A 26429-nucleotide genomic window follows, 5' to 3' on the forward strand; every position below is an offset into this window, starting at 1 on the left:
CAGGAACTGATTACCTGCGTCTTACCGGCCGCATTCCACAATCACAGCAAGGCATGGCAGACGGATATGGCATACGGATGCCGGGTGCCCTCTGTGAGGGGAGCGAGCCGTGACGCAGAATCCGGACCAGGAACCCACCGCCGGCGGCGGCGAGCCGCCCGAGCGGCCCACCGAGCCGCCGACGGTTCCCGAGCAGCGCGGACCGGACCGGGAAGTGCTCATGGGGCCGGGCGGCCCCGAGCCGGAGCGGACACCGCCGGGAGCGGCCCTGCGTGCGCGGTGGCAGCGCCGGTCCGCGCGAGCCCGCGCCGTGACCGCCGCGGCGACGGTCGTCGTCCTGGCCCTCGGCGGCACGGTCGCCTACGCCGCCACCTCCTCGGGTTCCAGCGAAGGCGCCACGCCCGCCGCCACCGGAACCGCCTCGGAGTCCTCCTCCCCCGACGACCGCCGCCCATGGCGCGGACCCGGCATGTGGTTCGGCCTCGGCGGCGAGGCCGCGCACGGCGAGGCGACCGTCAAGGAGCGCGACACCGGCGACTGGGTCGTCCGCATCTGGCAGTGGGGCACCATCGAGAACGTGGACGGCGACCAGGTCACGGTCAAGAGCGAGGACGGGGCCGAGTGGACCTGGACGGTCGACGAGGACACCACTGTCTGGCACGACGGCTCGTCCGACTCGGGGGCCGGTGAGCTGAAGGAAGGCGAGTCGGCGTACCTGGCCGGTACCCGTTCCGGCGACGACACCCGCACCGCCGCCCGTGTCATCTCCGGCAGTTGGGATGACAAGGACGACGAGGAGGGTTGGGGGCCGGGCAACTGGCACTTCAAGTTCCCCGGCCACCCTGACGGGAAGGACCCCGAGCCCTCGAAGAGCGGCGCCACGACCTGACCCCGCGTCAGAGCGTGCCGATCACGACATTCGCGTACAACTCCTCCGACACGGCCAGACGGGCCGTCAGACCGCCGTCGGCGAAGGCGGCGACGGCTGCCGGTGCCTGGGCCTGGCTCGTCTCGACCAGCAGACAGCCGCCCGGCGCGAGCCATCGGGGCGCATCGGCGGCGACGCGGCGCAGGACGTCCAGTCCGTCCGCGCCGCCGTCCAGCGCGACCAGCGGCTCGTGGTCGCGGGCCTCCGCGGGCAGCAGGCCGACCTCGCCGGTGGGGACGTACGGCACATTGGCCGCGAGGATGTCGACGCGGCCCCGCAGCTCACCTGGCAGCGCCTCGAACAGGTCGCCCGCGTGCACGAGTCCGCCGAGGGGGGCGATGTTGCGGCGGGCGCAGCGCACGGCCGCCGGGTCGATGTCGGCGGCGTACAGGTCGACTTGCCCGAGCGCGGCGGCGAGGGCAGCGCCGACCGCGCCGGAACCGCAGCACAGGTCGACGACGACGGAGGCGGCCGGCGCCTGGGCCAGGGCCTGTTCGACGAGGAATTCGGTACGGCGGCGAGGCACGAAGACGCCGGGTTCGACCGTGATCCGCAGTCCGCGGAACTCCGCCCAGCCTAGGACGAGTTCAAGAGGCAGGCCGTCCGCGCGACGGCGCACCATGGCGGCCAGTTCGTCGGTGTCGTGGGCCGCGCCCAGGATCAACTGGGCCTCGTCCTCGGCGAAGACACAGCCCGCGGCGCGCAGGGCGGCGACGACGGCGTCGTACGAGGACAGGGAGGAAAGAGGTGGCATGAAAGCCGAGAGCCTTTCGGGAGCCGAAGGGCGCTCTCGCGGTCACCTAGCGTCGGCGATCCGCGCCGGTTCGAGGGGCGAGCACCCGAGCTGACACAGCGGTAATGGGTCTCACCTCCTCGGGCTGTCACGGCCGGGACACTCCGCGGCCGGACGGCAACATTACCCGGATCCGGCGAGCAGTTGTCACCCTGCTGCTGAAATGCCGCTAAGTTGTACTATGCAACCAGCACGGCGAGGGAGGTTCCGTGAACGCAGCCGACGCGACCGATGAGCCGGTTGGCCGCGCCGGCGGGCCCGGTGCGGACACGGCCGTGGAGACCATCCAGCGCGAGATGACCGCCTTCGCCCGCCGCGCACGGGCCTCGGCGGGCCGTATGCACCCCGAGTTGTCGCTGGTGTCGTACACGCTGCTGCGGCACCTGGAGGAGAGCGGCGGCTGCCGCGCCACCGACCTGGCCGCGCACTACGCCCTCGACAAGTCCACCGTCAGCCGCCAGGTCGCCGCGCTCGAGCGGACCGAGCTCATCGAGCGGCGCCTCGCCCCGGAGGACCACCGCGTGCAGGTACTGCACCTGACGGCCGCCGGCCGGAACATCCTCTCCCAGGTCACCGAGAGTCGGCGGGCAGCGTTCCGGGAACGGCTCGCGCACTGGCCGGCGGACGATCTGGAGCGGTTCGCTGCGTATCTCGTGCGGTACAACGGGTGGTCCGGGGCGAGTACCGAGGACCGCTGAGGCCAAGTCGGCGAAGACGGGGCCCGCCCCCGGGAGAGGCCAGGTCCGCAGGCCACGTACGGTTGACCGCGTAAGCACCCATCACGTCCGATCCACGGGCCGTCACGCGCGGCGGCCTGGAGGCAGCACCCGCATGAATGTCACCCGAGGCTTCACCGGACGCCCGCGCGTCGACGACCCGGGACTCCCGCCCGGCCAGTACGACGCGGGCGACGACTGGCCCGTCCTGTCCGCGGAGGTCACTCCCGAACTGGCGCCCGCCGACTGGACCTTCCGTGTCGACGGCCTGGTCGAGGAGCCCCGCACCTGGAACTGGGCGCAGGCTCACGAACTGCCGTCCTCGGCGTACGAGGGTGACATCCACTGCGTGACGAGCTGGTCGAAGTTCGGCGTGCGCTTCGGCGGCGTCTCGCTGGACGCCTTCCTCAATACGGTGCGCCCACATGTGGCCGCCACACATGCCGTCGCCTACTCGCACACCGGATACACCACGAACCTGCCGCTCGCGGACCTGACCGGCGGGCGGGCCTGGATCGCCTGGGAGTACGACGGTCGGCCCCTCGCGCCCGAGCACGGTGGTCCGGCGCGCCTGCTGGTGCCGCATCTGTACTTCTGGAAGAGCGCCAAGTGGATCGCGGGCATCCGGCTCTTCGACCACGACGAGCCGGGCTTCTGGGAGCAGAACGGCTACCACGCCCGCGGCAACCCCTGGGAGGAGCAGCGGTACTCCGGTGACTGAGACCTTCACTCCCCCGACGCGCTTCGCCGTGCCCGGGCGGATCGCCGTGAGCAACCAGGCCGCCGCCGTGTGGCAGACCGCCACGATCACCGAGATCCACCGCGAGACCCCGCACGCCGCCACCTTCCGGCTCGCCGTGCCCGACTGGCAGGGGCATCTCCCCGGCCAGCACCTGATGCTGCGGCTGACCGCCGGGGACGGCTATGCGGCCCAGCGCCACTACTCCCTCGCGTCCGCGCCCGACGACTCCGGGCACATCGAGCTGACCCTCGATCACGTCGAGGGCGGCGAGGTCTCGGGCTGGTTCCATACCGTGGCCCGGCCGGGTGACCGGCTCGAGGTGCGCGGGCCGCTCAGTGGCTTCTTCGCCTGGCCCGGCGACCGGCCCGCACTGCTGATCGGCGCGGGGTCCGGCGTCGTACCGCTGATGTCGATGGTGCGGCACCACCGGGCGCGGGGCCTGTCCGTGCCGCTGCGGCTGCTGGTGTCCGCGCGCAGTCCCGAGGAGCTGATCTACGGGCGGGAGTACGGCGCCGAGACGACGCCCGTGTTCACGCGGAGTGCGCCACCTGGCGAACCTGTGGGTCGTATGGCGGCCGCACATGTGGCCCCGCTCCTGGCCGACCGGCCTCCCGGTGGGTGGGAGGCCTATGTGTGCGGCTCCAACGGGTTCGCCGAGCACGCCTCACGGCTGCTCGTCGCGGCAGGGCAGCCGGTCGACCGCATCCGTATCGAGCGCTTCGGCTGACCGGCTTCGGTCTCCACAGCCGGCGGCCGGGTCGGCCCGCTTAGGTCACTCGATGTGGGCACTCGTACGCGTGACGGCGAGGAGGTCGACATGCGAACGCGGGTACGCGGCTGGCGCTGGCGGCCCAGCCCGCTGCGGCGCCGGTCGGACATCGTGGAGGCGTGGACGGTGCTGGTGGTCGCCGTCCTGCTGTTCGTGGGCGCGCCGCTGGCCGGGGCGGCTGCGGCATGGTGGGCTCATGGCGAGGCAGGGGACGCGGCGGCGGCCCAGCGCGCCGACCACCGCCAGGTGCGGGCCGAGGTGGTCGGCGCCGCCTCCGGCTCCTTGCCGACGGCACAGGACGGCCGGGCGTACTCCCGCCAGGTGACCGTGCGCTGGACGGAGCCGGGTCAGGGCGAGCGTACGGCCAGGGCGTTCGTGCCGCCGGGCAGCCGTCCCGGTCAGACGGTCCACGTGTGGTTCGACTCCCGGGGCCGCAGCGTCGCCCCGCCACCGGACAGCTTCGCGGTGTGGCAGCACACACTCGCCATGGGCCTGTGCGCCACAGGCGGCGCGGTCGGCGTGGTGCTCCTCGGACATGTGGTCGTACGCCATGTGGCCATGCACCACCGCCTGGCCGAGTGGGAACGGGAGTGGGCCCGTACGGAACCGGAGTGGACGCGTCGCTGGGCCTGACCGCTACGCCCGTCGCTCCTGCATGCGGCGCGCGATGCGCCCGTGGTCGCGCAGCGCGTCCGTCAGCCCCGGCAGGACCGGCTCGCCCCGGTCGACGAGGATCCGGCCGCCGACGACCGTGGTCCAGGCCCGCGCGGGTCCGCAGCGCAGCCATGCCTCCACGGGGTCACTGAGCGCTCCGGCCAGTGCCACCTCGTGCAGGTCCCAGACGACCAGGTCGGCGCAGGCCCCTGGCCGCAGCTGCCCCAGCTCGTCGGCGCGCCCCAGACAGCGTGCCGAGCCGCGGGTGGCGATGTCGAGGGCGTCCCGCGCAGTCATCGCCCCGGGCCCGCCCCGGTAGCGGCCCAGCAGCAGCGCCGCCCTGGTCTCCATCCACAGGGAGGCATGATCGGTGGAGGCGGAGCCGTCGCAGCCGATGCCGACGGGCAGGCCGAGCTCGCGCATCTCGCGCACTCGCGCGGTGCCGCCGCCGATGAGCATGTTGGAGCTGGGACAGTGCGCCACGCCGACGCCCGCGGCGGCGAGGCGGCGCAGTTCGTCGCCGTTCGGGTAGATGCAGTGCGCGACCCAGGTGCGGTCGCTCATCCAGCCGGTGTCCTCGAAGTACTCCACGGGCCGGCAGCCGTAGGTCTCCAGGCAGTAGATGTCCTCGTCGTGGTCCTCGGCGAGATGGGTGTGCAGCCGTACGTCGTGCCGCTCGGCCAGTTCGGCGGTGGCCGTCATCAGCTCCTTGGTCACCGAGAACGGCGAGCAGGGCGCGAGCGCGACCCGCACCAGCGCGCCCGGCGCCGGATCGTGGTGCGCCCTGATCAGCCGCTCGCTGTCGGCGAGCACCTCGTCGGTGGTCTGCGTGACGCTCCTCGGCGGCAGTCCCCCGTCCTCCACGGAGCGTGTCATCGAGCCGCGTGTCGCATGGAAGCGGAAGCCGATGTCCCGGGCGGCGCGGATCTCGGCGTCGACGAGACGCGGGCGCGGATGGACGTAGAGGTGGTCGGAGGAGGTGGTGCAGCCGCCCATGAGCAGTTCGGCCATCCCGACGTACGCCGACACATACGCGGCTTCCTCGTCGAGGCCGGACCAGAGGGGATAGAGCGTGGTCAGCCAGTCGAACAGGGAGCCGTTCACGGCGGGCGCGTAGGAGCGGGTGAGGTTCTGGTAGATGTGGTGGTGCGTGTTGATCAGACCCGGGGTGACGAGCCGTCCGGCCGCGGAGACGGTCGTACGGGTCTCGGGTTCCGTTCCCGGGGCACCCACCCCGGTGACCCGACCACCCTTGACGGCCACCCAGCCGCCCGGGATCTCCAGGTCCCCGTCCACGACGAGCAGTTCGGCGTCCCTGACCAGCAGTTCGGCGTCCTGGACCGGCGGATCATCGGCGAGCGACATGGCCTCATGGTAGGCGCCGGCCGGACAGAGATCTGGTCAGTCGTCCGACCACCCACGTACGGTGTGATCACTCGCACGCCCCTCTTCGCAAAGGTGGTTGTCCATGGCCCTGTTCGACCTCTCCCTGGAGGAGCTTCGCGTCTACCGCAGCGCCTCCGTGGAACCCGAGGACTTCGACGCGTTCTGGTCGAAGACCCTGCAGGAGACGCGCGAGCACGATCTGGACGCCCGCTTCGAGCCGGTCGACACGGGGCTGACGACGGTGCAGGTGTACGACGTGACGTTCGCCGGGTTCGGCGGTCACCCGGTGAAGGGCTGGCTGACGCTGCCCGCGGGGACCGACGCGCCGGTGCCGGTGGTCGTGGAGTTCGTGGGCTACGGCGGCGGACGCGGTCTGCCGCACGAGCATCTGCTGTGGGCGTCCACGGGCCGGGCGCACTTCGTGATGGACACCCGCGGGCAGGGCAGCGCGTGGGGCGGCGGCGGGGGCACCGCGGACCCGGTGGCGGGCGCGCCCGCCTACCCGGGGTTCATGACGCGCGGTATCGACGCGCCCGAGAACTACTACTACCGCCGGGTGTTCACGGACGGTGTGCGTGCCGTGGAGGCGGCCCGTGCCCACCCGCTGACCGACCCGGCTCGCACCGTCGCGCTGGGCGGCAGTCAGGGTGGCGGCATCACCCTCGCCGTCGGCGGGCTGATCCCGGACCTCGCCGCGGTGGCGCCGGACGTGCCGTTCCTGTGCGACTTCCCGCGCGCGACGACCATGACGGACCGCAACCCGTACCGCGAGATCGGCAACTACCTCAAGACACACCGCGGCCGCGGCGCCGACGTCCTGCGCACGCTCTCCTACTTCGACGCCGTGCACTTCGCGCCCCGCGGCAGCGCGCCCGCCCTCTTCTCGGCGGCCCTCGAGGATCAGACGTGCCCGCCGTCCACCGTCTTCGCGGCCTTCAACGCCTGGGCGCACGAGGACAAGGCGATCGAGGTGTACGACTTCAACGACCACGAGGGCGGCGGGCCCTACCAGCAGGCGGCGCAGCTGAGCTGGCTGCGGTCCTACGCCTGACCTCTTCTCTCCGGTCCGACCAGTCGGTACGTTCATCGGGCCCGGGTCGCAGCGTCGCGGCCCGGGCTCGGCGGACCAAGGAGGAGCCATGCCCGAGCACGAGCCACAGGTTCACGGTCACTGCGACGCCCGCTTCACGGCGGTGCGTACCGCATTCGAGGAGAACTTCCGGCACCGGGGCGAGCTGGGTGCCGCGGTCGCCGTCACGGCGCACGGCCGGGCCGTGGTGGACCTGTGGGGCGGCTGGGCCGACGCGGCCCGCACGCGCGCGTGGGAGCGCGACACGCTGGTCAACGTGTGGTCGACGACGAAGGGCCCGGTGGCGTTGTGCGCGCACATACTCGCCGACCGGGGGCTGCTCGACCTGGACGCACCGGTGGCCGCGTACTGGCCCGAGTTCGCGGCGGCCGGCAAGGACAAGGTCCTCGTACGGCATCTGTTGTCGCACCGCGCCGGTCTGTCCGGTCTGCGTGAGCCGCACTCGCTGGAGCAGTTGTACGACTGGGAGTTCACCGTCGGGCGGCTGGCGGCGACGGAGCCCTGGTGGGAGCCGGGGACCCGGTCCGGGTATCACGCGATGACGTACGGCTTCCTGGTCGGCGAGGTGGTGCGACGTGTCTCGGGGCTGCTGCCCGGCGCGTTCCTGGAGCGGGAGGTGACCGGGCCGCTCGGCATCGACTTCACCGTCGGGCTGCCGGAGAAGGAGGCGGGTCGGGCGGCCGAGCTGGTGCATCCGCCGACCGCGTCGAGCAGTGAACAGGCCGCGATCTTCAGCCAGTTGGCGCCGGAGGCGCTCGCCTCGCTGGCCAACCCCCTGGTCGGCGCGACCGAGGCCAACACGCCCGCGTGGCGGGCCGCGGAACTCCCCGCCGTGAACGGCCACGGCACCGCACGCGCGGTCGCCGCGCTGTACGGGATCTTCGTGGGCCCGGGCGCCCACGACGGCCACCGCGTCCTGTCCCCCGAGGCGGCCGAGCGCGTGCGCGAGGGGCAGGGCAGGTGCCGGGATCTGGTGCTCGGCGCCGGGTTCGAGCAGGAGACCGAGATCGGGCTCGGCCTCTGGCTCAGTGGGCCGAACGGCTCGTACGGGCCGAATCCGCGGGCTTTCGGACATGACGGCTTCGGCGGCTCCTGCGGTCTCGCCGACCCGGAGGCGGGGGTGTCGCTGGGCTATGTGATGAACCGGATGGGGCCCCATATAGCCGACGACCCACGGAAGATGGCCCTGATCGACGCCCTGTACAGCGCGTTGTGAGACGGCGTCGGAGCGAGCGGATTTCGGCCGAACCGGCGGGCGCCCCTTCCCTGCTGGTTTAGACCAATGCTGGATGTGGTGGCGCAACGAGCCCGCACGGCTACGGTACGTCACCACACAGGAGGCGCGGCATGGCCCGCACCACCCACCATGACCATCCGCTCGCCGAAGGACAGCCCCTCTACTGGCGCATCGCGACGGAGTTGCTCGGCGAGCTGCGCGACGGCACCGTCCCGCCCGGCGAACGGCTGCCCGGGGAGCGGCAGTTGGCCGGGCACTTCGGCGTCAGCAGGGAGACCGTACGGCAGGCGCTGGAGGTGCTCCGCCGGAGCGGCCTGGTCGCCACCGACCGCCGGGGCAGCCACGCGGCGCTGCCCGGCCCGCCGGTCGGGAGCCCGCCCTCGCTCGCCTTCCCGGTCGGCGCCCGGACCACCGATCCGGCCGCCGTCGGCCGGGCCACCGTCACCTGGGAGGCTCCCCCGCCGGAACACGCCACGGCCCTGGGGCTCGCCCCGCACCGGCCGACGCTCGTCCACCGCTACGAGTCCACCACCGCCGACGGCCACGGACGACGTACGGCCGTGACGTCGTTCTCCGCCGTGGCCCTCACCGAAGTGGAGGAACTGGGGCTCCCCCACTGCCTTAAGGGCGTGGGAGGTACCCCCACCGCGACCGGGCCGACGGCGCCGCCGCGGCACAGCTGAGGCGGGTCTACGACTGGATGCGCCAGGCGGGACTGACCCTGCACCACCGGGACTCCATCACCCGCCTCCCGGACACGCCCTCGGTCCGGGTCACGCGGCAGGTGCGCGACCAGTACGCCCGGCCGCTGGAGATCACCGGCCTCGTCGTGGACGCCCACCAGGACGCCCTCGTCTACGAGTTCACGCTGCCTGCGGCGGGCTGACCGCACCGGAGCGCCGGAAGTCGAAGTCGGTGCGGCCTGCGCGCGGCCCTCGGCGACGCCCGCTTCACCGACGCGGTGCGCGCGGGTCAGGAACTGGGGCGGGGCGCGGCGCTGAGGCTGGCGCCGGGGGGCGTGAGCGAGGGGCCGGAGCAGTGACGCGCGGCGGGGGCGGGAGGTCGTGGGCGGCGAGGCGATGGCACGGGACTGCGATGTGACATACCACAGAGCAGCGACACAGCTGGGCGCGGCGCGGCCCGGCACCTGTGCTCCGCAGGATCAGCAACCAAGGCGATCAGCGCCGCTCCTCGCGGCCCCCCTTGGAGCCGGTGGCCCCTCGGACCACGCGCGACTGTCGGCCCAGCGCCAGCAGCCGGCCGTCCGCCGACCAGACCGCGCCGTCGCCGACCGCCCAGCCGGCGCCCGCGTGGTCGGTGCGGATGCGGACCAGGGCCCAGCCCTCCGTGGCGCCCTGGTCGAGGGCGTCGGTGAAGTGGACGGTCAGTTCGGCCGTCGGCACGGGCCGGGGCGTGCGCCAGCGCGCGTAGAGCGCGGGCGGCAGCACGTCGGTGAGGGTGAGGACAGCCGCCGCGTCCAGTGGCCGGTGGTCGGAGAAGCGCACCCAGGCGACGAGTTCGGCCCTGTCGCCTCCGGCGAGGGGGAGGTCAGCGGTGGCGGGGCGGATCTCCAGTTGCTGGGCGAACGGGGCGAGATGGCCGGGGAGTTCGACCTGAGGGCAGTCGTCCGGACCCGGCACGTCAGGGGCGGGCTGTCCCTCGCACGACGGCCCCTCGCGCCCCGGGCCGAACAGCGCCGAGCCGAGGAGGACCGGCTGCCCGCCCTGGTGGCCGGTGAAGACGCAGGTGGCGGTCCGCCGCCCGGCCGCGGGCGCGGTGCCGGAGAAGTGCAGCGGGCTGGTGTCGACGGGGGCCAGGAAGTGCGTGGTCAGGGTGCGGACCGGCTGAGCTCCGCCGGTGAATCTGTCGAGTACGGCGGCGAGGGCGACGGCCGCGACGTGGCCGCCGTGCGCTCCCTCCCAGGACCACCACAGGGGGTCGATGCGGACGTCGTCGTCGGTCGTCGTAGTCACGCCCTCACCCTAACCAGGTGAGTTTGAAAAACAAACCCTTAGATTGGAAAATCCAACCCACTAGGCCGCCCGGCGGTGCGCCACGACCATCCGCACACGCGGGCTGCCGTCCGGCAGCTGCCCGAACTCCGGCAGCGCGTGCAGATCGACGTCGAATCCCGCATCCCCCAGCTCCCTCCGTACGTCCCCGAGCCGGAAGGCGCGGTAGTACATGACGAACGGCGGGCGCCACACAGCGTTGCGCACCCGCATCACCACGTCGAAACCCAGCAGCATCCAGTAGACGGGGGAAGTGGGCCGCGGCGGCGCGACCACCGGGAACACGAAACAGCCGCCCGGCCGCAGCACGGAGTGGACCTGAGCGAACAGTCCGGGCAGCTCACGGGGGAGGAAATGCCCGAACGCCCCGAAGCTCACGACAAGATCGAAGGCCGGGGCGAAGGGCAGGGCACGAGCGTCCGCGCGGACCCAGTCGACCCGCGGCCCCTCCGTCCGCGTCCGCTCCCGCGCCACGGCGAGCATCCCGGCGCTGAAGTCGACCCCGGTGACGCTCTTCCGGCACACCCGCGTCAGTACGCCGACGCCCGCTCCGGTGCCGCAGCACAGGTCGAGCCCGGCATCGAAGGGACCGATCCGGTCCAGCGCCCGCGCGACCGCGTCGAGCACCGAATCCGGGGTCCGGAAAGGGGTGTGGTCGAATTTCGGGGCGAGCAGGTCGTAGCCGCGCTCGACGGACGACAGCGCCTGGACGGCGAGTTCGCGGAGACTGGGGCCTTCGGGGCTGAACATTCGCGTCAGCTTAGGGGAACGGGACGGCGGGGCCACGGGTGCAGGGTTGCTCGACGCCCCCGACCGCACGGTCCTGCCCGGCGGACCCGCCTCACCCCGTCCTGCCGCCCCACCGGGTGTCGACGCGCTCCCACTCGGCATCCCACTGCGCCATCCTCCGCCGGTCCAGCACCGCCCGAACCCCATAGGAACCGCCGATCACGACCGCGCCCGCGACCGCCCCGGCCAGGACGCCCGCCAGGACCGACTGGAGCCTGGCCTCACCGGGCGACACGGGCTCGGCCGCCAGGGCTCCGGCCTGGTCGGTCCAGACGGTGACCCGAGACCCCGCGGGGGTGTCGGGCCGTACCTTGGTCAGGCCCGTACGGGTCTGACCGTCCGGCGTGGTCCAGCGGGCGTCGGCCCACACCAGATCACCGTCGGTCTCGCTCACGGTCGGCCTGTCCCCCGCGTCCGCGACGAGGACGGCCGTGACCTGCTGCCGCTCCACCCGCTGCCGGTCCAGGTCGTGCCGCACGGCGGCCTGGGTCGCCAGCCCCGCCGGCAGCGCGCAGACAACGGCCAGGATCCACGCGCCGAGCACGAGCCAGGCCTCGACCACATCGATACGCCGCCGGAGCGGATTGCGCCGCCACCGCCACATCCGCACGGTCGAACGCCGTGTCCTCAGCATCGGTCGACACCCCCTTGCCAGCGCCGACATCACACTCACAGTGTCCTCCTGGACGGCGCTTCCGGCGCTGCGAGGGTTCAGAGACGCTGAGCGTGATGTTTCTCGGCCGACAGGGGCTCCACGGGCCGCCGGGGCCGACGCAGCAGGACCAGCGCACACGCCAGCCCGGCCGCCGCGAGGACGACACACGCCGTGAACGCGGCCCGATACCCGGCCACAGGACCCGTGTACGACACGGCGACCGACGTCACCACGGCCACCCCGAAAGCCCCGCCGATCTGGAAGGCCGCGGTGTTGATGCCGGAGGCCACCCCGGACTCCCGCTCCCGTACTCCGGTGAGGGCGGCGATGGAGCCCGCGACCGCGCAGGCGCCGAGGCCCGGCCCGAAGAGAAGCAGCCCGGGAAGCAGATCGCGGACGAAACCGCCGTCCACCGGCACCCCGGCCAGCAGCAGGCTGCCCGCACCGACCAGCGCGAGCCCACCGACCGCGACCGGACGCGCCCCGACGCGGGTGACGAGGGCCTGCCCGGCGTACGAGCCGACCACCGCGCCGACCGGCATCACGACGTTGTAGAGGCCGAAGCGCAGCGGAGACAGACCGAGGACGCCCTGGCCGTACTGCGACAGCGTGTACGACATGCCGAAGGCCGAGGAACCGAGCAGGAACACCACCAGGTTGCCGCCGCTCACCGACGGTGAGCGCAGCAGCCGCAGCGGTACGAGCGGTGCCGTGGCGCGGGTCTCGACGCGGAGGAAGAGCAGGGCCAGCGCGACGGCAAGGGCCAGGAGACCGAGGGTCTGTGCCGAGAGCCATCCGGCGCGCGGTGCCTCCACCAGCGCGTACACGCAGGCGACGAGCGCGGCCGTGACGGTCAGCGCACCGACCGGGTCGTACGAGCGGGCCCCCGCCTCGGCGCGGCTCTCACGCAGCAGGACCGGGCTCAGGAGCAGCAGGAGCAGGGCGACGGGCGTGTTCAGGAAGAAGATCCATTCCCAGCCGAGCGCGTCGGTGAGAGGGCCGCCGACGAGCAGGGCCGCGGTCGCGCCGAAGCCGCCGCTGCCGGACCAGACGGCGAGGGCCTTGTTGCGTTCATGGCCCTCCTCGAAGGTGTTGAGGAGGAGGGAGAGCGCGGTCGGCGCCATGACGGCGGCCGAGACGCCCTGCACCGCCCGCGCGACTACCAGCACACCCGCCGTCCAGGCGAATCCGCACAGCAGCGAGGACAGCCCGAACAGCAGCGTGCCGGTCATGAAGACGCGCCGGCGGCCCAGCAGGTCGGCGGTCCGGCCGCCGAGGAGGAGCAGCCCTCCGAAGGTCAGCAGATAGGCGCTCATGACCCACTGCGCGCCGCTCGCGGAGAAGCCGAGGCCCTCCGCGATGGACGGCAGCGCGAGAAGGACGATCTGCGCGTCGAGGATCACCATGAACCCGGCGACGCAGAGCAGGGCGAGGGCTTGCCAACGGCGCGGGTCGGGGGTGGTGGCGGTCATGGTCAGCCTCCCAGGCGCAGTCCGGCGAGCCAGACGTCCGGGGTTCCCGGAGACACTTCGTCGCGTGGGGTGACCGGCTGCCGCAGTTGTGTCAGGAGCTTGCGTACGAGGGCTTTCATCGGAACCTCCGGTGTCGTCGAGGTGTGGTCACCCCACCGACGAACCGCCCCTACGCCGATCGACACTCCGCGAGCCGCTTTTCGAGGAACCGCCGCTCGGCGTCGTTCACGACCAGTTCCAGCGCCTGTTCGTAGGCCGCTGCCGCCTCGGCCGTACGACCGCTGCGGCGCAGCAGATCCGCACGCGTGGCGGGCAGCAGGTGATACCCGGACAGCTCCCCCTCGGTCTCCAGCTCCGCCACCAGGGCCAGGCCCGCATCCGGGCCCTGCGCCATGCCGACGGCGACCGCACGGTTGAGCCGGACGACGGCGGAGGGCACGAACCGGGTCAGCTCCCCGTACAGCGCGGCGATGTCGGCCCAGTCGGTCTCCTCGGCCGTGGCCGCGGTGGTGTGGCAGGCGGCGATGGCGGCCTGGATCTGGTAAGGCCCGGGTTTGCCCCGGCGCAGGGCGGTCTCCAGCAGGCCGGTGCCTTCGTCGATCTCGGCGCGGTCCCACACCGTGCGGTCCTGGTCCTCCAGCGTCACCAGGTCGCCCGCCGCGTTCACGCGGGTCGCCCGGCGGGCGTCGTGCAGGAGCAGCAGCGCCAGCAGGCCGAGCACCTCGGGCTCGTCGGGCATGAGCCGGGCGAGCAGACGGGTGAGGCGCAGGGCCTCGGTGGTGAGGTTCGTGCGCATCAGGTCGGCGCCGGACGTGGCGGCGTACCCCTCGTTGAAGAGCAGGTAGAGCACGCCGAGCACGCCCGTGGTGCGTTCGGGGAGGAGGTGCGCGGGCGGTACGCGGTAGGGGATGCCGGCGTTGCGGATCTTCCGCTTGGCGCGCACCAGGCGCTGCGCCATCGTCGCCTCGGGGACGAGGAAGGCGCGGGCGATCTCGGGCGTGGTCAGCCCGGCGAGGGTGCGCAGGGTCAGGGCGACCCGGGCCTCGATGGGGAGGGCGGGGTGGCAGCAGGTGAAGATCAGCCGGAGCCGGTCGTCCTCGACGCCGCTCTCGTCGTACTCGTCGTGTCCATCGCGTGTCAGCACGGCCGCCTCCCGCAGCTTCGCCGCCCCCACCGCCTCCCGGCGCAGGACGTCCAGGGCCCGGTTGCGCGCGGTCGTCGTCAGCCAGGCGCCGGGGCGGCGCGGCACTCCGTCGCGCCGCCACCGGTCCAGGGCCTGGGCGAAGGCGTCCTGCGCGCACTCCTCGGCGAGGTCCCAGTCGCCGGTCACCCGGATGAGGGTGGCGACGACCTGACCCCATTCCTCGCGGAAGGTGGCGGCGACCGCCTCCTCGACGCCGTCCGTTGAGTTCACTCCCAGACCGGCCGTACCTCGACCGAGCCGCCGCCCAGTGCGGCGGGATGCCGGGAGGCGAGCGCGATGGCCTCGTCGAGATCGGCGACCTCGATGATGTCGAAGCCGGCGACGTACTCCTTGGACTCCACGAACGGCCCGTCGGTGAGCAGGACTTCGTCGCCCTGCACGCGGACGGTCGTCGCATCGGAAGAGGGGCGCAGACGTGCGCCGCCCTTCACGATGTCGCGGCTGCGCACCAGGTCGATGTACTCGGTGAAGCGGGGGTCGTCGGCGATCTCCTCAGGGCTGAGTTCCTCGCCGCCGACGGGGGTGCAGATGAACAGCACGTACTTCATGACCGGGCCTCCTCGATTCCGGCGTCGAACGGGGCCGACGTGTGCTGATGGACGATGAGCCACCGGCCGGCCGGGAGCCGGTAGCCGGTGGTCACCCGCACGGTGCTGTCCAGCGGCTCCCCCGTGGTGAGGGTGGCCCGCATCCGCACGAGCGCGTGACTGAACGCGACGCTCTCGTCCACGCGGACCCGGAACTCCAGCACCTCGCGCTCCACGGGCCCCGTCACGGTCGAGAACCACCACTCCTGGGCCTTACGGAATGCGTCGATACCCCGCTGTTCCAGACCCGTCATGGGGTGGAACACCTCGACGTCGGGGGCGTAGCAGGCGAGCATCCGCGCGATGTCCCGTTCGCGGACCGCCTCGGTCAGTTCCGCGTCGAGCCGGCGGATCGATGTCTCGGCGTCCTCCTCGTCCCACATCGGCCAGAAGGGGCGCACCTCCATGGCACCGATGGTGGCCACGGGGTGCCTGGACGCCGCCTCGATCGCCTCCTCCAGGCTGTCGCACTCGAGGATGTCGTATCCGGCGACGTACTCCTTCGTCTCCGCGAACGGCCCGTCGGTGCGCAGCACTTCGCCGCCACGCACCCGCACGGTGACGGCCTCGGCGGGCAGGGCGAGGCGGTGGCCGTGGAGGCGAACGCCATGGTCGCCGAGTTCCTCCACCCAGGGTTCGACGGGGGCCATGCCGGAGGCGTCGGCGGTGTCGTCGCCACAGACGAGCAGCATGTATTTCATGGGTTCCTCCCGGTGCTCATGAGCTTCCTACACCCCACCGACGAACGGGCCACGGCCGAATCGACACACCTTCCTTGTTTTTCCCGCGAAGAGGCAGGGGCACCGGTTGGATGGCCCCATGACCACCGACGAGTACACACGGCTGATGCGGGCCAACCAGGCCAACTGGGACGCCCGTACCCCCGTCCACCTCGCCAGCCGGTTCTACGGCCTCGACCAGGACCTCGATCCCGACCGCTGGTTCGCCGACTTCGAGTGGGAGGACCTCGGCGAGTTGTCGGGCCGCGACGTGCTCCACCTCCAGTGCCATCTCGGCACCGAGACGCTCGCCTTCGCCCGGCGCGGCGCACGGGCCGTCGGCCTCGACTTCTCCAAGGCGTCGGTGGCGGCGGCGACCGGCATCGCGGAGAAGGCGGGCGTCGACGTCGCATACGTACAGGCGAACGTGTACGACGCCGTGGAAGCGCTGGAGGGACGGCAGTTCGACGTCGTCTACACCGGCAAGGGCGCTCTGTGTTACCTGCCGGACCTGGATCGCTGGGCGGATGTCGTCGCCCAACTCCTGCGACCCGGCGGCCTGTTGTACGTGGTCGAGTTCCATCCGCTGCTCAACTCCCTGGGGCCCAAGCCCGCTCCGGGCGAGGGTCCCGAGCTGTTGCTGCGCCATGACTATCTGGGCGGGGACGGCCCCGTGCACCGGGACGCGACGCACACCTACACGGACGGTCCCGCCGTCGAAGGCGCCACGGACAGTTATGAGTGGATGCACGGAATGGACGAGGTCGTCAACGCGTTGATCGGTGCGGGACTGGCCGTCCGGCGGCTGCGGGAGAGCGACGAGCTGCCCTGGCAGCGCTGGCCGCGGATGGTGCGTACGCCGTCCGGCTGGTGGCGGCTGCCCGAGCCGCGTATCCCACTGCTGTACGGCCTGTTGGCCGGCCGCTGAGTCTCATCTCACAGACGCGGCAGCGCACCGGGTGGTACGCTGCCGTCAGCACTCGTGTTCGCCGCATGATCGGCGCCGGTGCCAGTTCTTCTCTCCAGTTCGCCGAACAGCCCACCCTTTCCCGGGTCGGTGCATCGGCTTCCTGACACCACCTCGCAGCAGCGTTCGTCTGCCGTACCCGAGGTGAGGTTCCCCGCCGCCCCGAGGTGCGTCGTACGCCCTCCGGTTCGCGGCTTCTCTCCCCTTCCTTCCGCATGTCTCATGCACCTTCCGTCCTTGAAAGGACCACCATCAATGACCACCACACTCGAACACCCTCCCCTTCAGCAGGAACTCCCGGCCCGGGCCGCCACCGGCGTCCTCGACATCGACGCGGGCGGAAAAGGTCACCTGCGCGCCGAGAGCTGCCTGCCGTCCCCGTCCGACCTCCAGGTCCCCGCCGCGCTGATCCGCCGCCACGGCCTGCGCAAGGGCAACCTCGTGGACGGCGTACGCGGCACACAGCGTGCGCTGACCGAGGTCGTACGGATCAATGGCCGCCCCGCCGGGGAGCTGCGCGACCGCCGTCACTTCCGTGACCTCACGCCGCTGCACCCGCGCGAGCGGCTCCGCCTCGAACACCGGGCGGCCGGCCTGACCGGGCGCGTCGCCGACCTGATCGCGCCCGTCGGCAAGGGCCAGCGCGGGCTCATCGTGGCCCCGCCCAAGACCGGCAAGACCGTCCTCCTCCAGCAGATCGCGGCAGCCGTCGCCGGCAACCATCCCGAGTGCCGGCTGATGGTCGTGCTGATCGACGAGCGGCCGGAGGAGGTCACCGACATGCGGCGCTCCGTGCACGGCGAGGTGTACGCCTCCACGTTCGACCAGGGGCCCAAGCAGCACATCGCGCTCGCCGAGCTGGTGATCGAGCGGGCCAAGCGGCTCGTCGAGGCCGGCGAGGACGTCGTCATCCTCTTCGACTCCCTGACCCGGCTGTGCCGGGCTCACAACAACGCGGCCGCCGCCGGTGGCCGCACCCTCAGCGGCGGCGTCGACGCGACCGCACTGATCGGGCCGAAGCGGTTCTTCGGCGCCGCCCGGCTGGCCGAGGAGGGCGGTTCGCTCACGATCCTCGCCACGGCACTGGTGGAAACCGGCTCGCGTGCCGACGACTTCTTCTTCGAGGAGCTGAAGAGCACCGGCAACATGGAGCTCCGGCTCAGCCGCGAGCTCGCCGCGCGCCGGGTGTTCCCGGCCGTCGAGATCAACCCGTCCGGCACCCGCCGCGAGGAACTCCTGCTGCCCCCGGCCGAGTTGACGGCCGTACGCGGGCTGCGGCGGGTCCTGCAGAGCCGCGACGGGCAGGCCGGCCTGGAGACGCTCCTGGAGCGGATGCGCGACACCCCGGACAACGCGACCTTCCTGCGCCGGATCCAGCCGACGCTGCCCGCCTCCTGATCCCTGCGTGTGCGGCATCCGGGTGCACACACGCGGCGCTCGGCCCGGGCAGCGCAGCTCAGAGCGGGGACGTTTCTAGGTTTCCGATATGACTATCGGATTTAGGTCCCGTGCCGTCGTGTCGACCTGCGTGCTCTGTACGGCGGGCCTGCTGGCCCTCGCCCCCGCCGGCACCGCCGCCCACCCCGCCGGCATGGACCCGGACGCGCCCGGACCCCGGCCGGCCACACCGCAGCCGGCCCTGCTGTACCGCTCCGGCACACAGGTCCGGCCGCACCCCCGGACACCCGAACTCCCGGAGGTCTCCGCGCTGTCCTGGGTGGTCGCCGACGCACGCACCGGCGAGGTGCTCGCCGCGCACGACGCGCACCGGAAACTGCCGCCCGCCAGCACGCTCAAGACCCTGTTCGCGCTCACGGTGCTGCCCGTGCTGCCCGGCCGCGTCCGCCACCGGGTCGACGCGGAGGAACTGTCGGACCTCGGCCCAGGCAGCAGCCTGGTCGGGCTCGCCGAGGGCCGCACCTACCGGGTGACCGACCTGTGGAACGGCGTCTTCCTCAACTCCGGCAACGACGCCGTGCACGTCCTGGCCCGGCTCAGCGGCGGCTGGCACGCCACGGCCCATCGGATGCAGGCCAAGGCCCGCGCCCTGGGCGCCCGGGACACGCACGTCCTGTCACCGGACGGCTACGACGCCCCGGGCCAGGTGTCGTCGGCGTACGACCTGGCGGTGTTCGGCCGTGCGGGACTGCACCACCGGGACTTCGCCCGGTACTGCGCCACGGCCGTGGCCGCGTTCCCGGGCGGAGGCGGCTGGTCGTACGACATCCACAACACCAACCGGCTGCTGACCGGCGCCGACGGCGTGGACCCCTACCCCGGTCTGATCGGCATCAAGAACGGCTACACCAGCAACGCCGGCTACACGCTCGTCGCCGCCGCCCGCCGCAGCGGGCGCACCCTCGTCGTCACGGTGATGAACCCTCAGGAGGGCGGCCGGCACGCCGTCTACGAGGAAGCACGGTCGTTGCTCGACTGGGGGTTCGACGCCGCCGGGCGGGTCGATCCGGTGGGGTCGCTGGACGCGTTGCGGGTCAGGCCCAGGCCGGCTCCGGAGGCCGTGCCCGTGGTCGCCGCGGCCGCCCCGGACACCGAGCCCGACTGGGCGGCGACGGGCGTGATCGCGGGTGCGGCCGTGCTGGGCGCCGCCGTGGTGGTGCTGGTGGTGCGACGGATGGGCATCCGGCTCACACGGGACTGACCGACCGGCAGCCACAGCAGCAGGCCGAGCGTGATCCAGGCGTACGTGTTGCTGCCGAGGAATCCGTCGATGCCGGAGGCGTCGTCGAACCACAGCCACACCACGCTGGTGCACAGCACCGCGTACAGCCCGGCCGCGACCCGCGGGTGCCGGGCACGAACCAGCACGGCGAACGCGGGCAGCAGCCACACGAGATGGTGCACCCACGTGATCGGGCTGATCAGACACGCGGTCAGCCCGGTGAGGGCGAACGCCGCCGCCCAGTCCCCGACGGCGACCGCGCGGCGCGCCCGAACCGCCCACACGCCCAAGAGCACCACGACCACGGCGGCCCACACCGCGCGGTCCGTCTCGCCGAGCCGGGCCAGAATCCCCTGCACCGACTGGTTCGACACATAGTCGAGGCGGCCGATCCGGGTCGTGTCCCACATCGCGTCGGTCCAGTAGAACCGTGAGGCGTCGGGCGCCACCAGCGCGGCGAACCCGGTCGCCGCGACGGCGACGACCGACGCGACGGCGGCAGCACGCCAGCGGCGGGCCAGCAGCAGCAGAAGGATGAACAGCGCCGGAGTCAGCTTGATCGCCGCCGCGAGGCCGATCCCCACCCCCGCCCACCTGCCCCGCCCCGTGGCCAGCAGCCAGCAGTCGAAAAGGACCAGAGCCATCAGCAGCACGTTCACCTGGCCGAAGCTGAAGGTGTCGCGCAGCGGCTCGAACAGCGCAAGAGCACAGGCGCCGAGCGCGCAGCCGTACCAGCCGTACCTCCGCCACGACCGTCCGGCCAGGATGCGCACGACGACCGCGAGCGCCCCCAGGTTGAGCAGCAGCGCCACGGCGATCGCGGCGTGCAGCCCGAGCAGCGCCATCGGCAGCATGGCGACGGCCGCGAACGGCGGATACGTGAAGCCGTACGTCGTCCCGGGCACCCGGTAGTCGTAGATACGGCCGCCGTGGTGGACCCAGGTGTCGACGGCCCCGTAGTAGACGCGCAGGTCGAACCAGCCGCGCAGCAGCGGAACCGTTGCGGTGAAGACGATGACGACGACGGCGATGGCGGCCACGAGCAGCGCGCGCCCGCGGTCCGTGCGGGGCAGTCTCATACGGTGCTCTCCCGCAAGGGTGCCTGGGCCGCCTGATGGGCCTGCCAGAGGACGACGACGGCGAGCACACCGCCGGAAACAGCCAGGATCAGTTCCTCGGCGCCTGCCGGGAGGCCGTTCGGCATGGCGAGCAGTGCGACCACTCCGGTCACGGCCGCCAGCCGGTACCGCACCGAGCTGCTGGGTGCCGCCGCGGCGAGGAGGAACACCCCCCACAGGGCGTACCAGGGCCGGATCGCCGGGCCGAGGACGACGACCGCGGCGAAGCTGAGGCCGAGTGCGTAGACCGGGCTGAAACGTGGGCGGTGCAGCCATATGGCAGCGATGGCCGCGGCGGTGGCCGCCAAGCCGAGCACGTGCCAGGCCGGCACGGCGAGCGGAGCCAGGTCGCCGAGGCCCAGCTTGGTGAGAACGGTGCCGGTGGCACGGCCGAGCAGGCTGGTGAGCGCCCAGTTCTGCGGGGACACAGGGGTTTTCAGGGCTCCTATCCAGCCGTATCCCGTTCCGGCCAGGGTGGTTGCCACGACCGTGGTCACGGCCGCGGCGGCTCCCGTGGTGAGCACCGACCGCACCGGACTGCGGCCCGCGCGGATCTGCAGGGCCACGACCGCGGCGAGCCCGAGCACGGCGGGCGCCTTGACCAGCGCGGCGAGCGTGACCAGGATCGCGCCCAGCACCGGCCATCGGCCGAGGGCCGCGACCAGTCCCACGCCGAGCAGCCCGAGCATGATGGCGTCGTTGTGGGCGCCGGCCACCAGGTGCAGCAGCACCAGCGGGTTGAGGGCGCCCAGCCAGAGGGCGGCTGCCGGGTCGGCGCCGCTGTGCCGGGCCAGCCGGGGCAGCGCTGCCGCCATCAACGCGACACCGAGCAGCGCGACCAGCCGCATCCCGAACAGCCCCGCCGGAATCTCGCCCCGGGTGATGCCGGAGAGCGCGGAGGCGACGGCGAGGAACACCGGGCCGTACGGAGCGCCGGTCTGCTGCCACAGCGGCGACACCTCGTCCGCGAGCGGGCCGCCGAGCCGGGCCGGGCCGTGTGCGTAGACGTCCATGTGGGCGTCGACCATCGCCCCTTGTGCGAGATAGCTGTAGACGTCCCGGCTGAACAGCGGCGGCGCGAGCAGCAGAGGCGCCGCCCAGACGGCGAGGACGAGCAACATGGCCCGCGGGGACGGCGGTTCCGCGCTGCGGATCAGCCGTCCGAGCAGAGCCCAGGCGGCTATCAGCAGAATGATGCCGAAGTACACGCCGACCAGGCCCAGGGCCGCATGCGCGGACGAGGGCGCGATCAGCTCACGGACCGGCAGGGCTCCCGCCGTCTCACCACCCAGTGCGAGAAAAGCGGTACCGGCCAGACCGAGAGCCTGGCAGCGACGGAGATCGACGGGGAAAGCCATGGCCAACACTCGGAAAGCGTGTCAACGTCGGGTGGCCGGAAAGCGACGAGCCGCCCACCAGGTGGGGGCCGAAGTGTTACCGGTGTGTGATTGTTGCAGGTCCCGGCACTGCACAAGCCCCTCTTAGAACACTGACAGGCCCGTCAGTGTCGTGAAACGCTCCAACGCCGCCACGCCTGCCACCGAGTTGCCTCGCTCGTCCAGTCCGGGGCTCCACACGCACAGCGCGCAACGGCCCGGGACTACGGCGATGATGCCGCCGCCCACGCCGCTCTTGCCGGGAAGGCCCACTCGGTAGGCGAACTCGCCTGCCGCGTCGTATGTGCCGCAGGTCAGCATCACCGCGTTGACCTGTTTGGCCTGGCTGCGGGTGAGGAGGCGGGTGCCGTCGGCGCGGATGCCGTGGCGGGCGAGGAAGGTGGTGGCCAGGGCGAGGTCGGCGCAGGAGGCGCTGATGGAGCACTGGCGGAAGTACTGGTCGAGGAGGGCCGGGACGGGGGTGTCGATGTTGCCGTAGGACGCCATGAAATGGGCGAGGGCGGCGTTGCGGTCGCCGTGGGCGGTTTCGGAGGCGGCGACGTCCTTGTCGAAGGTCAGGTCCGGGTTGCCGCTCTCGGTGCGCAGGAACGTGAGCAGTTCGCCGGCCGCGTCGCCGGTACGGGTGTGGAGGCGGTCGGTGACGACCAGCGCGCCCGCGTTGATGAGCGGGTTGCGCGGGATGCCGTTCTCGTACTCCAGCTGCACAAGGGAGTTGAAGGGATTGCCGGAGGGCTCCCGGCCCACGTGCTCCCAGAGCGCGTCGCCCTCGCGGGCGAGGTCGAGGGCGAGGGTGAAGACCTTGGTGATGGACTGCGTGGAGAACGGCTGCCGCCAGTCCCCCACGCCGTACACGGTGCCGTCCGGCTCCGCGACCGCCATGCCGAAGCTGCGCGGGTCGCAGGCCGCGAGGGCGGGGATGTAGTCGGCGGGGCGGCCGCGGCCGGGCAGCCGCCGGATCTCGTCGGCGATGCGTTCCAGGACCGGTGCGAAGGTCGGGGACGTCATGATCACTATTGTGCCTCCGGACCGGTCCTGGTGCGCTTGTGCAGGTCAGGCGAGAGCTGAGCCGCTGCCCGCGACGACCTCCGGCCGCAGCAGATCGGCCAGCCGCTCGGCGGGCAACAGGCCCTTCTCCAGGACGAGTTCGGCGACTCCGCGTCCGGTGGCGAGGGCTTCCTTGGCGATGTCGGTGGCGGCCGTGTAGCCGATGTGCGGGTTGAGGGCGGTGACGAGGCCGATGGAGTTCTCCACGCTCGCGCGCAGCGCCTCGGTGTTGGCGGTGATGCCGGACACGCACCGTTCGGCGAGGGTCAGGCAGGCGGCCCGCAGGTGCGTGATGCTCTCGGACAGCGAGTGCAGGATGATCGGCTCGAAGGCGTTGAGCTGGAGCTGCCCGGCCTCCGCGGCCATGGTGATGGTGACGTCGTTGCCGGGCATGATGCTCGAACCGGCCTGCACGGGCGGCAGGTTGATCTCACCCAGGCCCGCGCGCGGGCCCGACGACAGCAGCCTGAGGTCGTTGCAGCTCTTGGAGAGCTTCACGGCGATCCGCTTCAGCACGCCGGACATCTGGACGAACGCACCGCAGTCCTAGGTGGCTTCGACCAGGTTGGCCGCGGTGACGAGCGGGAGCCCGGTGATGTCCGCGAGGTGGCGCCGAGCCGACTCGGCGTATCCGGCGGGCACGTTGAGGCCGGTGCCGATGGCCGTGGCACCCAGGTTGATCTCATGGATCAACTCGACAGCCTCGTCAAGAATCGCGATCTTGACCGCGGTCGGGTAGAGCCCCTTCCCATGACCGAGCAGCTCCAACGCCCTGTTCGCGACTACCTCGTTGGCATTCATGTTGGTCGACGTACCGGCACCGCCCTGCACCACGTCGACCACGAACTGGTCATGCAACTTGCCGTCCCGGATCTCACGACAGGCTTCCACAATGGCAGCGGCCTCCTTCACGGCAGCGAGCGCGTCGATCAGATGCGGGTAGGCCGAGATCGGCGTGCCGGTAATGGGAAGGTTCTCCGTGGCACGCAGAGTGTGGATGCCCCAGTACGAGGGTGAGGGTCTCCTTCTGAGGCACGGAGGTGACAGCGCCCTGAAGGGGCGCGGGGAACTGCGCGACCAGCCACACACGGCCCGCAGCCGCCGGACAAGAAGCCCGGCACATCCTTAGGCGCAGGCCGGAACAACAACCGGCTCCAGCGACCGAACGGGCCGCACACACCCGACCGCCCGCCCGCCACCCAGCAGTGCCTCACCCTGAAACTCAGTGAGCAGCCCCGGATCAACCCCGGCCCACCCAAGCGCCGCCGCAGCAACCGGCACCCGCGCCCGATTCGCCCCGTCAGCGATCTTCACAGCAACGGCCCGCCCATCAGGAAGGGCCGCGACCTGAACGCCCTCGAACCCGTCCTTGGCGAGCAGCCCCGGCACGGCCCGCATCAACGCGGCCACATCCCGCCCCGACCCGGAAGCCATCTCCGCGTGGTCCCGCATCGCGTCGGCGACCAGAGCCTCAGGAGTGCCGGCTACCGCAGTCGTGATCCGCGCGGCGGCCCGAGCCAGCCCATGCAGCGACACGGAGAACAGCGGCGCCCCACACCCGTCGACGGTCACCTGAGCGATCCGCTGCCCGGTGAGATCCTCGACGATCTCCGCGATGGCCTGCTGAAGGGGGTGCGCAGGATCGAGGTAGCCGTCAAGGGGCCAACTGTTGAGCCGGCAGGCGTACAGCATGGCCGCGTGCTTGCCGGAGCAGTTCTGGGCAAGCCGGGACGGCAGGCGGCCTTCCCTCACCCAGGAGTCCCGTACGAACGGGTCGAACGGCAGGTCCGGCACATTGCGCAGGTCGTCCTCGGTGACGCCGGCCAGGTCCAGGATCCGCCGGGTCCCGGCGAGGTGGCGTTCCTCTCCGGAGTGGCTGGCCGCGGCGAGCGACAGCAGCTCTCCGTCGAGCGGCAGCCCGGCGCGCACCATGGCGACGGCCTGGACGGGCTTGAGCGCCGAGCGCGGATAGAAGGCGGCCTCGATGTCACCGAGCTGGAGCTGGACCTGGCCGCCGGTGTCGAGGACGACGACGGAGCCGTAGTGGATGCCCTCGATCACCCCGCCGCGCAGGAGGTGGGCGACGGGGGCATGGAGGGGTTCGCGGATCAGGGGTGCGTCCACGAGGGAACTGCTGTACATCACTGCCTGGTTGGGTTCGGCCGGTACGCGGTTCACGCGTCGGCTCCGGTCGGGGACTTGGGCGCCGTACGGCCGCGGATGGCGTACCAACCCGCGACCAGCGCTGCGGCGATCAGCGGCAGGCACAGCACGGTGGTGCGTCCGGCGCCGCCGTCGGCGTACATGAGGACCAGAACGGAGGCGAGGAAGGCCGGCGTCACGAGTTCGGGCCAGGGGGAGCCCGGCAGTCGGTAGCCGGGGCGGGTGAGCTCGCCCTTCTGGGTCTTCTGCCGGAAGAGCAGGTGACAGATCATGATCATGCCCCAGGTCGCGAGGATGCCGATCGCCACGAAGTTGAGGACGATCTCGAACGCGTCGGCGGGGACGACGAAGTTGGGGCCCACGCCGAGGACACAGCTACCGCTGATGAGCAGGATTCCGCCGTACGGGACCTGGCTGCGGCTCATCACGGAGGTGAACTCGGGCGCGGAGCCGTTCACGGCCATCATGTTGACGTGCCGGGACTTCAGGGACTTGCTGTAGCCCTCGTCTCCGGCATCGACATGGCCGGAACGTTTCTGCAAGCCGTCGTGCAGGGACTGCTCGCTCACGCCTCGGGTCCGCCTTCCGTGGGGGTGTCCGTGCGCGCGGAGCGCACGATGTCGGTGAGGGTCGTCTCGACCCGGTCGAGGTGGTGGGCCATGGCATCGACCGCGTCCTGCTCGCTGCCGTCGATCAGCGCCTCGACGATCGCCCGGTGCTCGCGGTTGGACTGCTCGCGCCGGCCGCCCAGCTCGTTGAGGAACGCCGACTGACGGGCCAGTGCGTCGCGGATCTCCTCGATGACCCGGCGGAACACCGGGTTCTGGGCGGCCTCGGCGACGGCGAGGTGGAAGAGCGTGTCCATCGCGACCCACGCGGTGGTGTCCGTCTCCCGCTCCATGCGGTCGAGAAGGTGGGCCAGATGATCCAGGTTCTCCGGGGAACGGCGCGCCGCCGCGTACCCGGCGACCGGGATCTCGACATGGCGTCGCACCTCGAGGAGGTCACTGGCCACGTAGTCGCCGAAGGTGGGGTCCTCGACGGTGTTGGCGACGACGAAGGTGCCCTTGCCGGTCTTGGAGACGGTCAGGCCCATCGTCTGCAACGCCCGCAGGGCCTCGCGCAGCACCGGTCGGCTGATCTCCAGGGTGCGGCAGAGCTCCGCCTCGGAGGGGAGCTTCTCCCCGATGGCGTACTCGCCGCGCTCGATGGCGCTGCGGAGGTGTGCCAGCACCGCTTCCATGGCGCTGACACGCCGTGGAGGCTGACTGGCTGTCCGGCTGTCTGACAGGTTCACGAGAGTGATA

Annotated in this window: 24 protein-coding genes and 3 pseudogenes; 11 read left to right on the forward strand and 16 right to left on the reverse strand. The window is 71.9% G+C overall.

What is annotated here, in order from left to right; genetic code table 11:
• Nucleotides 1–109 precede the first annotated feature (109 nt).
• Nucleotides 110–889 (forward strand): hypothetical protein, encoded by a 780-nt coding sequence (locus QQY66_RS03750; RefSeq protein WP_301977575.1) that lies wholly within the window; start codon nucleotides 110–112, stop codon nucleotides 887–889.
• A gap of 7 nt (nucleotides 890–896) precedes the next feature.
• Here the strand turns inward: QQY66_RS03750 and QQY66_RS03755 are convergent, their stop codons facing one another.
• Complete coding sequence (locus tag QQY66_RS03755) at nucleotides 897–1682, reverse strand: putative protein N(5)-glutamine methyltransferase (protein WP_301977576.1); 786 nt, start codon at nucleotides 1680–1682, stop codon at nucleotides 897–899.
• Nucleotides 1683–2017: 335 nt separating this feature from the next.
• Between QQY66_RS03755 and QQY66_RS03760 the strand changes: the two genes are divergently transcribed.
• The 4 genes from QQY66_RS03760 to QQY66_RS03775 all read left to right on the forward strand — a co-directional run bounded on the left by QQY66_RS03760 (nucleotide 2018) and on the right by QQY66_RS03775 (nucleotide 4581).
• Nucleotides 2018–2419, forward strand: a complete 402-nt coding sequence (locus QQY66_RS03760) for a MarR family winged helix-turn-helix transcriptional regulator (RefSeq protein WP_301987152.1) — start codon at nucleotides 2018–2020, stop codon at nucleotides 2417–2419.
• Nucleotides 2420–2552: 133 nt separating this feature from the next.
• Nucleotides 2553–3158 carry a sulfite oxidase-like oxidoreductase gene (locus QQY66_RS03765; RefSeq protein ID WP_301977578.1) on the forward strand — a complete coding sequence of 202 codons (606 nt, stop codon included), beginning with the start codon at nucleotides 2553–2555 and terminating at the stop codon, nucleotides 3156–3158.
• On the forward strand, nucleotides 3151–3906 hold the full coding sequence (locus tag QQY66_RS03770; RefSeq protein WP_301977579.1) for a ferredoxin reductase: 756 nt from the start codon (nucleotides 3151–3153) through the stop codon (nucleotides 3904–3906). Before QQY66_RS03765 ends, QQY66_RS03770 begins: the two co-directional genes overlap by 8 nt.
• 90 nt (nucleotides 3907–3996) lie before the next feature.
• Nucleotides 3997–4581, forward strand: coding sequence for a hypothetical protein (locus QQY66_RS03775; RefSeq protein WP_301977580.1), 585 nt, complete (start codon nucleotides 3997–3999; stop codon nucleotides 4579–4581).
• Nucleotides 4582–4584: 3 nt separating this feature from the next.
• Here the strand turns inward: QQY66_RS03775 and QQY66_RS03780 are convergent, their stop codons facing one another.
• Nucleotides 4585–5967 carry an 8-oxoguanine deaminase gene (locus tag QQY66_RS03780; protein WP_301977581.1) on the reverse strand — a complete coding sequence of 461 codons (1383 nt, stop codon included), beginning with the start codon at nucleotides 5965–5967 and terminating at the stop codon, nucleotides 4585–4587.
• Nucleotides 5968–6070: 103 nt separating this feature from the next.
• Between QQY66_RS03780 and QQY66_RS03785 the strand changes: the two genes are divergently transcribed.
• The 3 genes and pseudogenes from QQY66_RS03785 to QQY66_RS03795 all read left to right on the forward strand — a co-directional run bounded on the left by QQY66_RS03785 (nucleotide 6071) and on the right by QQY66_RS03795 (nucleotide 9201).
• Nucleotides 6071–7039: an acetylxylan esterase gene (locus QQY66_RS03785; protein ID WP_301977582.1), complete on the forward strand. Its 969-nt coding sequence runs from the start codon at nucleotides 6071–6073 to the stop codon at nucleotides 7037–7039.
• Between the two features lie 88 nt (nucleotides 7040–7127).
• Nucleotides 7128–8294: a serine hydrolase gene (locus QQY66_RS03790; RefSeq protein ID WP_301977583.1), complete on the forward strand. Its 1167-nt coding sequence runs from the start codon at nucleotides 7128–7130 to the stop codon at nucleotides 8292–8294.
• A 131-nt stretch (nucleotides 8295–8425) separates the two neighbouring features.
• Nucleotides 8426–9201, forward strand: a pseudogene (locus tag QQY66_RS03795) (GntR family transcriptional regulator).
• A 292-nt stretch (nucleotides 9202–9493) separates the two neighbouring features.
• On the opposite strand, the gene QQY66_RS03800 reads toward QQY66_RS03795, so the two are convergent.
• The 7 genes from QQY66_RS03800 to QQY66_RS03830 all read right to left on the reverse strand — a co-directional run bounded on the left by QQY66_RS03800 (nucleotide 9494) and on the right by QQY66_RS03830 (nucleotide 15735).
• On the reverse strand, nucleotides 9494–10288 hold the full coding sequence (locus QQY66_RS03800) for an acyl-CoA thioesterase II (RefSeq protein WP_301977584.1): 795 nt from the start codon (nucleotides 10286–10288) through the stop codon (nucleotides 9494–9496).
• Between the two features lie 60 nt (nucleotides 10289–10348).
• The gene (locus QQY66_RS03805) at nucleotides 10349–11077 is read right to left on the reverse strand and encodes a class I SAM-dependent methyltransferase (RefSeq protein ID WP_301977585.1); all 729 of its coding nucleotides are present in this window, start codon (nucleotides 11075–11077) and stop codon (nucleotides 10349–10351) included.
• Nucleotides 11078–11168: 91 nt separating this feature from the next.
• The gene (locus tag QQY66_RS03810) at nucleotides 11169–11750 is read right to left on the reverse strand and encodes a hypothetical protein (protein WP_301977586.1); all 582 of its coding nucleotides are present in this window, start codon (nucleotides 11748–11750) and stop codon (nucleotides 11169–11171) included.
• 77 nt (nucleotides 11751–11827) lie between these two features.
• Complete coding sequence (locus QQY66_RS03815) at nucleotides 11828–13243, reverse strand: MFS transporter (RefSeq protein ID WP_301977587.1); 1416 nt, start codon at nucleotides 13241–13243, stop codon at nucleotides 11828–11830.
• A gap of 169 nt (nucleotides 13244–13412) precedes the next feature.
• Nucleotides 13413–14657, reverse strand: a complete 1245-nt coding sequence (locus QQY66_RS03820; RefSeq protein ID WP_301977588.1) for an RNA polymerase sigma factor — start codon at nucleotides 14655–14657, stop codon at nucleotides 13413–13415.
• On the reverse strand, nucleotides 14654–14995 hold the full coding sequence (locus QQY66_RS03825) for a YciI family protein (RefSeq protein ID WP_301977590.1): 342 nt from the start codon (nucleotides 14993–14995) through the stop codon (nucleotides 14654–14656). The genes QQY66_RS03820 and QQY66_RS03825 overlap by 4 nt, the downstream gene beginning before the upstream one ends.
• Nucleotides 14992–15735 carry an SgcJ/EcaC family oxidoreductase gene (locus tag QQY66_RS03830; protein ID WP_301977591.1) on the reverse strand — a complete coding sequence of 248 codons (744 nt, stop codon included), beginning with the start codon at nucleotides 15733–15735 and terminating at the stop codon, nucleotides 14992–14994. The genes QQY66_RS03825 and QQY66_RS03830 overlap by 4 nt, the downstream gene beginning before the upstream one ends.
• Before the next feature lie 118 nt (nucleotides 15736–15853).
• On the opposite strand from QQY66_RS03830, the gene QQY66_RS03835 reads away from it, so the two are divergent.
• From QQY66_RS03835 to QQY66_RS03845, 3 genes and pseudogenes are all read left to right on the forward strand, one after another.
• Nucleotides 15854–16681, forward strand: coding sequence for a class I SAM-dependent methyltransferase (locus QQY66_RS03835; protein ID WP_301977592.1), 828 nt, complete (start codon nucleotides 15854–15856; stop codon nucleotides 16679–16681).
• Between the two features lie 294 nt (nucleotides 16682–16975).
• Nucleotides 16976–18118, forward strand: a complete 1143-nt coding sequence (gene rho / locus QQY66_RS03840; RefSeq protein WP_301977593.1) for a transcription termination factor Rho — start codon at nucleotides 16976–16978, stop codon at nucleotides 18116–18118.
• A gap of 193 nt (nucleotides 18119–18311) precedes the next feature.
• Nucleotides 18312–19091, forward strand: a pseudogene (locus QQY66_RS03845) (D-alanyl-D-alanine carboxypeptidase family protein); the annotation flags it as partial.
• 35 nt (nucleotides 19092–19126) lie between these two features.
• On the opposite strand, the gene QQY66_RS03850 reads toward QQY66_RS03845, so the two are convergent.
• The 7 genes and pseudogenes from QQY66_RS03850 to QQY66_RS03880 all read right to left on the reverse strand — a co-directional run bounded on the left by QQY66_RS03850 (nucleotide 19127) and on the right by QQY66_RS03880 (nucleotide 26365).
• Entirely contained in the window at nucleotides 19127–20479 is a 1353-nt protein-coding gene (locus tag QQY66_RS03850) for a glycosyltransferase 87 family protein (RefSeq protein WP_301977595.1), read from the reverse strand.
• Nucleotides 20476–21876: a polyprenol phosphomannose-dependent alpha 1,6 mannosyltransferase MptB gene (gene mptB, locus QQY66_RS03855; protein ID WP_301977596.1), complete on the reverse strand. Its 1401-nt coding sequence runs from the start codon at nucleotides 21874–21876 to the stop codon at nucleotides 20476–20478. Before mptB ends, QQY66_RS03850 begins: the two co-directional genes overlap by 4 nt.
• 123 nt (nucleotides 21877–21999) lie before the next feature.
• Nucleotides 22000–22920 carry a glutaminase gene (locus QQY66_RS03860; RefSeq protein WP_301977597.1) on the reverse strand — a complete coding sequence of 307 codons (921 nt, stop codon included), beginning with the start codon at nucleotides 22918–22920 and terminating at the stop codon, nucleotides 22000–22002.
• Nucleotides 22921–22965: 45 nt separating this feature from the next.
• Nucleotides 22966–24006 (reverse strand): annotated as a pseudogene (locus tag QQY66_RS03865) (lyase family protein).
• 78 nt (nucleotides 24007–24084) lie between these two features.
• Complete coding sequence (locus tag QQY66_RS03870; RefSeq protein WP_301987154.1) at nucleotides 24085–25101, reverse strand: asparaginase; 1017 nt, start codon at nucleotides 25099–25101, stop codon at nucleotides 24085–24087.
• A 32-nt stretch (nucleotides 25102–25133) separates the two neighbouring features.
• Entirely contained in the window at nucleotides 25134–25691 is a 558-nt protein-coding gene (locus QQY66_RS03875; RefSeq protein ID WP_301977598.1) for a hypothetical protein, read from the reverse strand.
• A complete protein-coding gene (locus QQY66_RS03880; RefSeq protein WP_301977599.1) occupies nucleotides 25688–26365 on the reverse strand; it encodes a FadR/GntR family transcriptional regulator in 678 nt (225 codons plus the stop codon). Before QQY66_RS03880 ends, QQY66_RS03875 begins: the two co-directional genes overlap by 4 nt.
• Between the last annotated feature and the right edge of the window lie 64 nt (nucleotides 26366–26429).

The organism is Streptomyces sp. DG2A-72 (genome assembly GCF_030499575.1).
Taxonomy (GTDB): Bacteria; Actinomycetota; Actinomycetes; order Streptomycetales; family Streptomycetaceae; genus Streptomyces.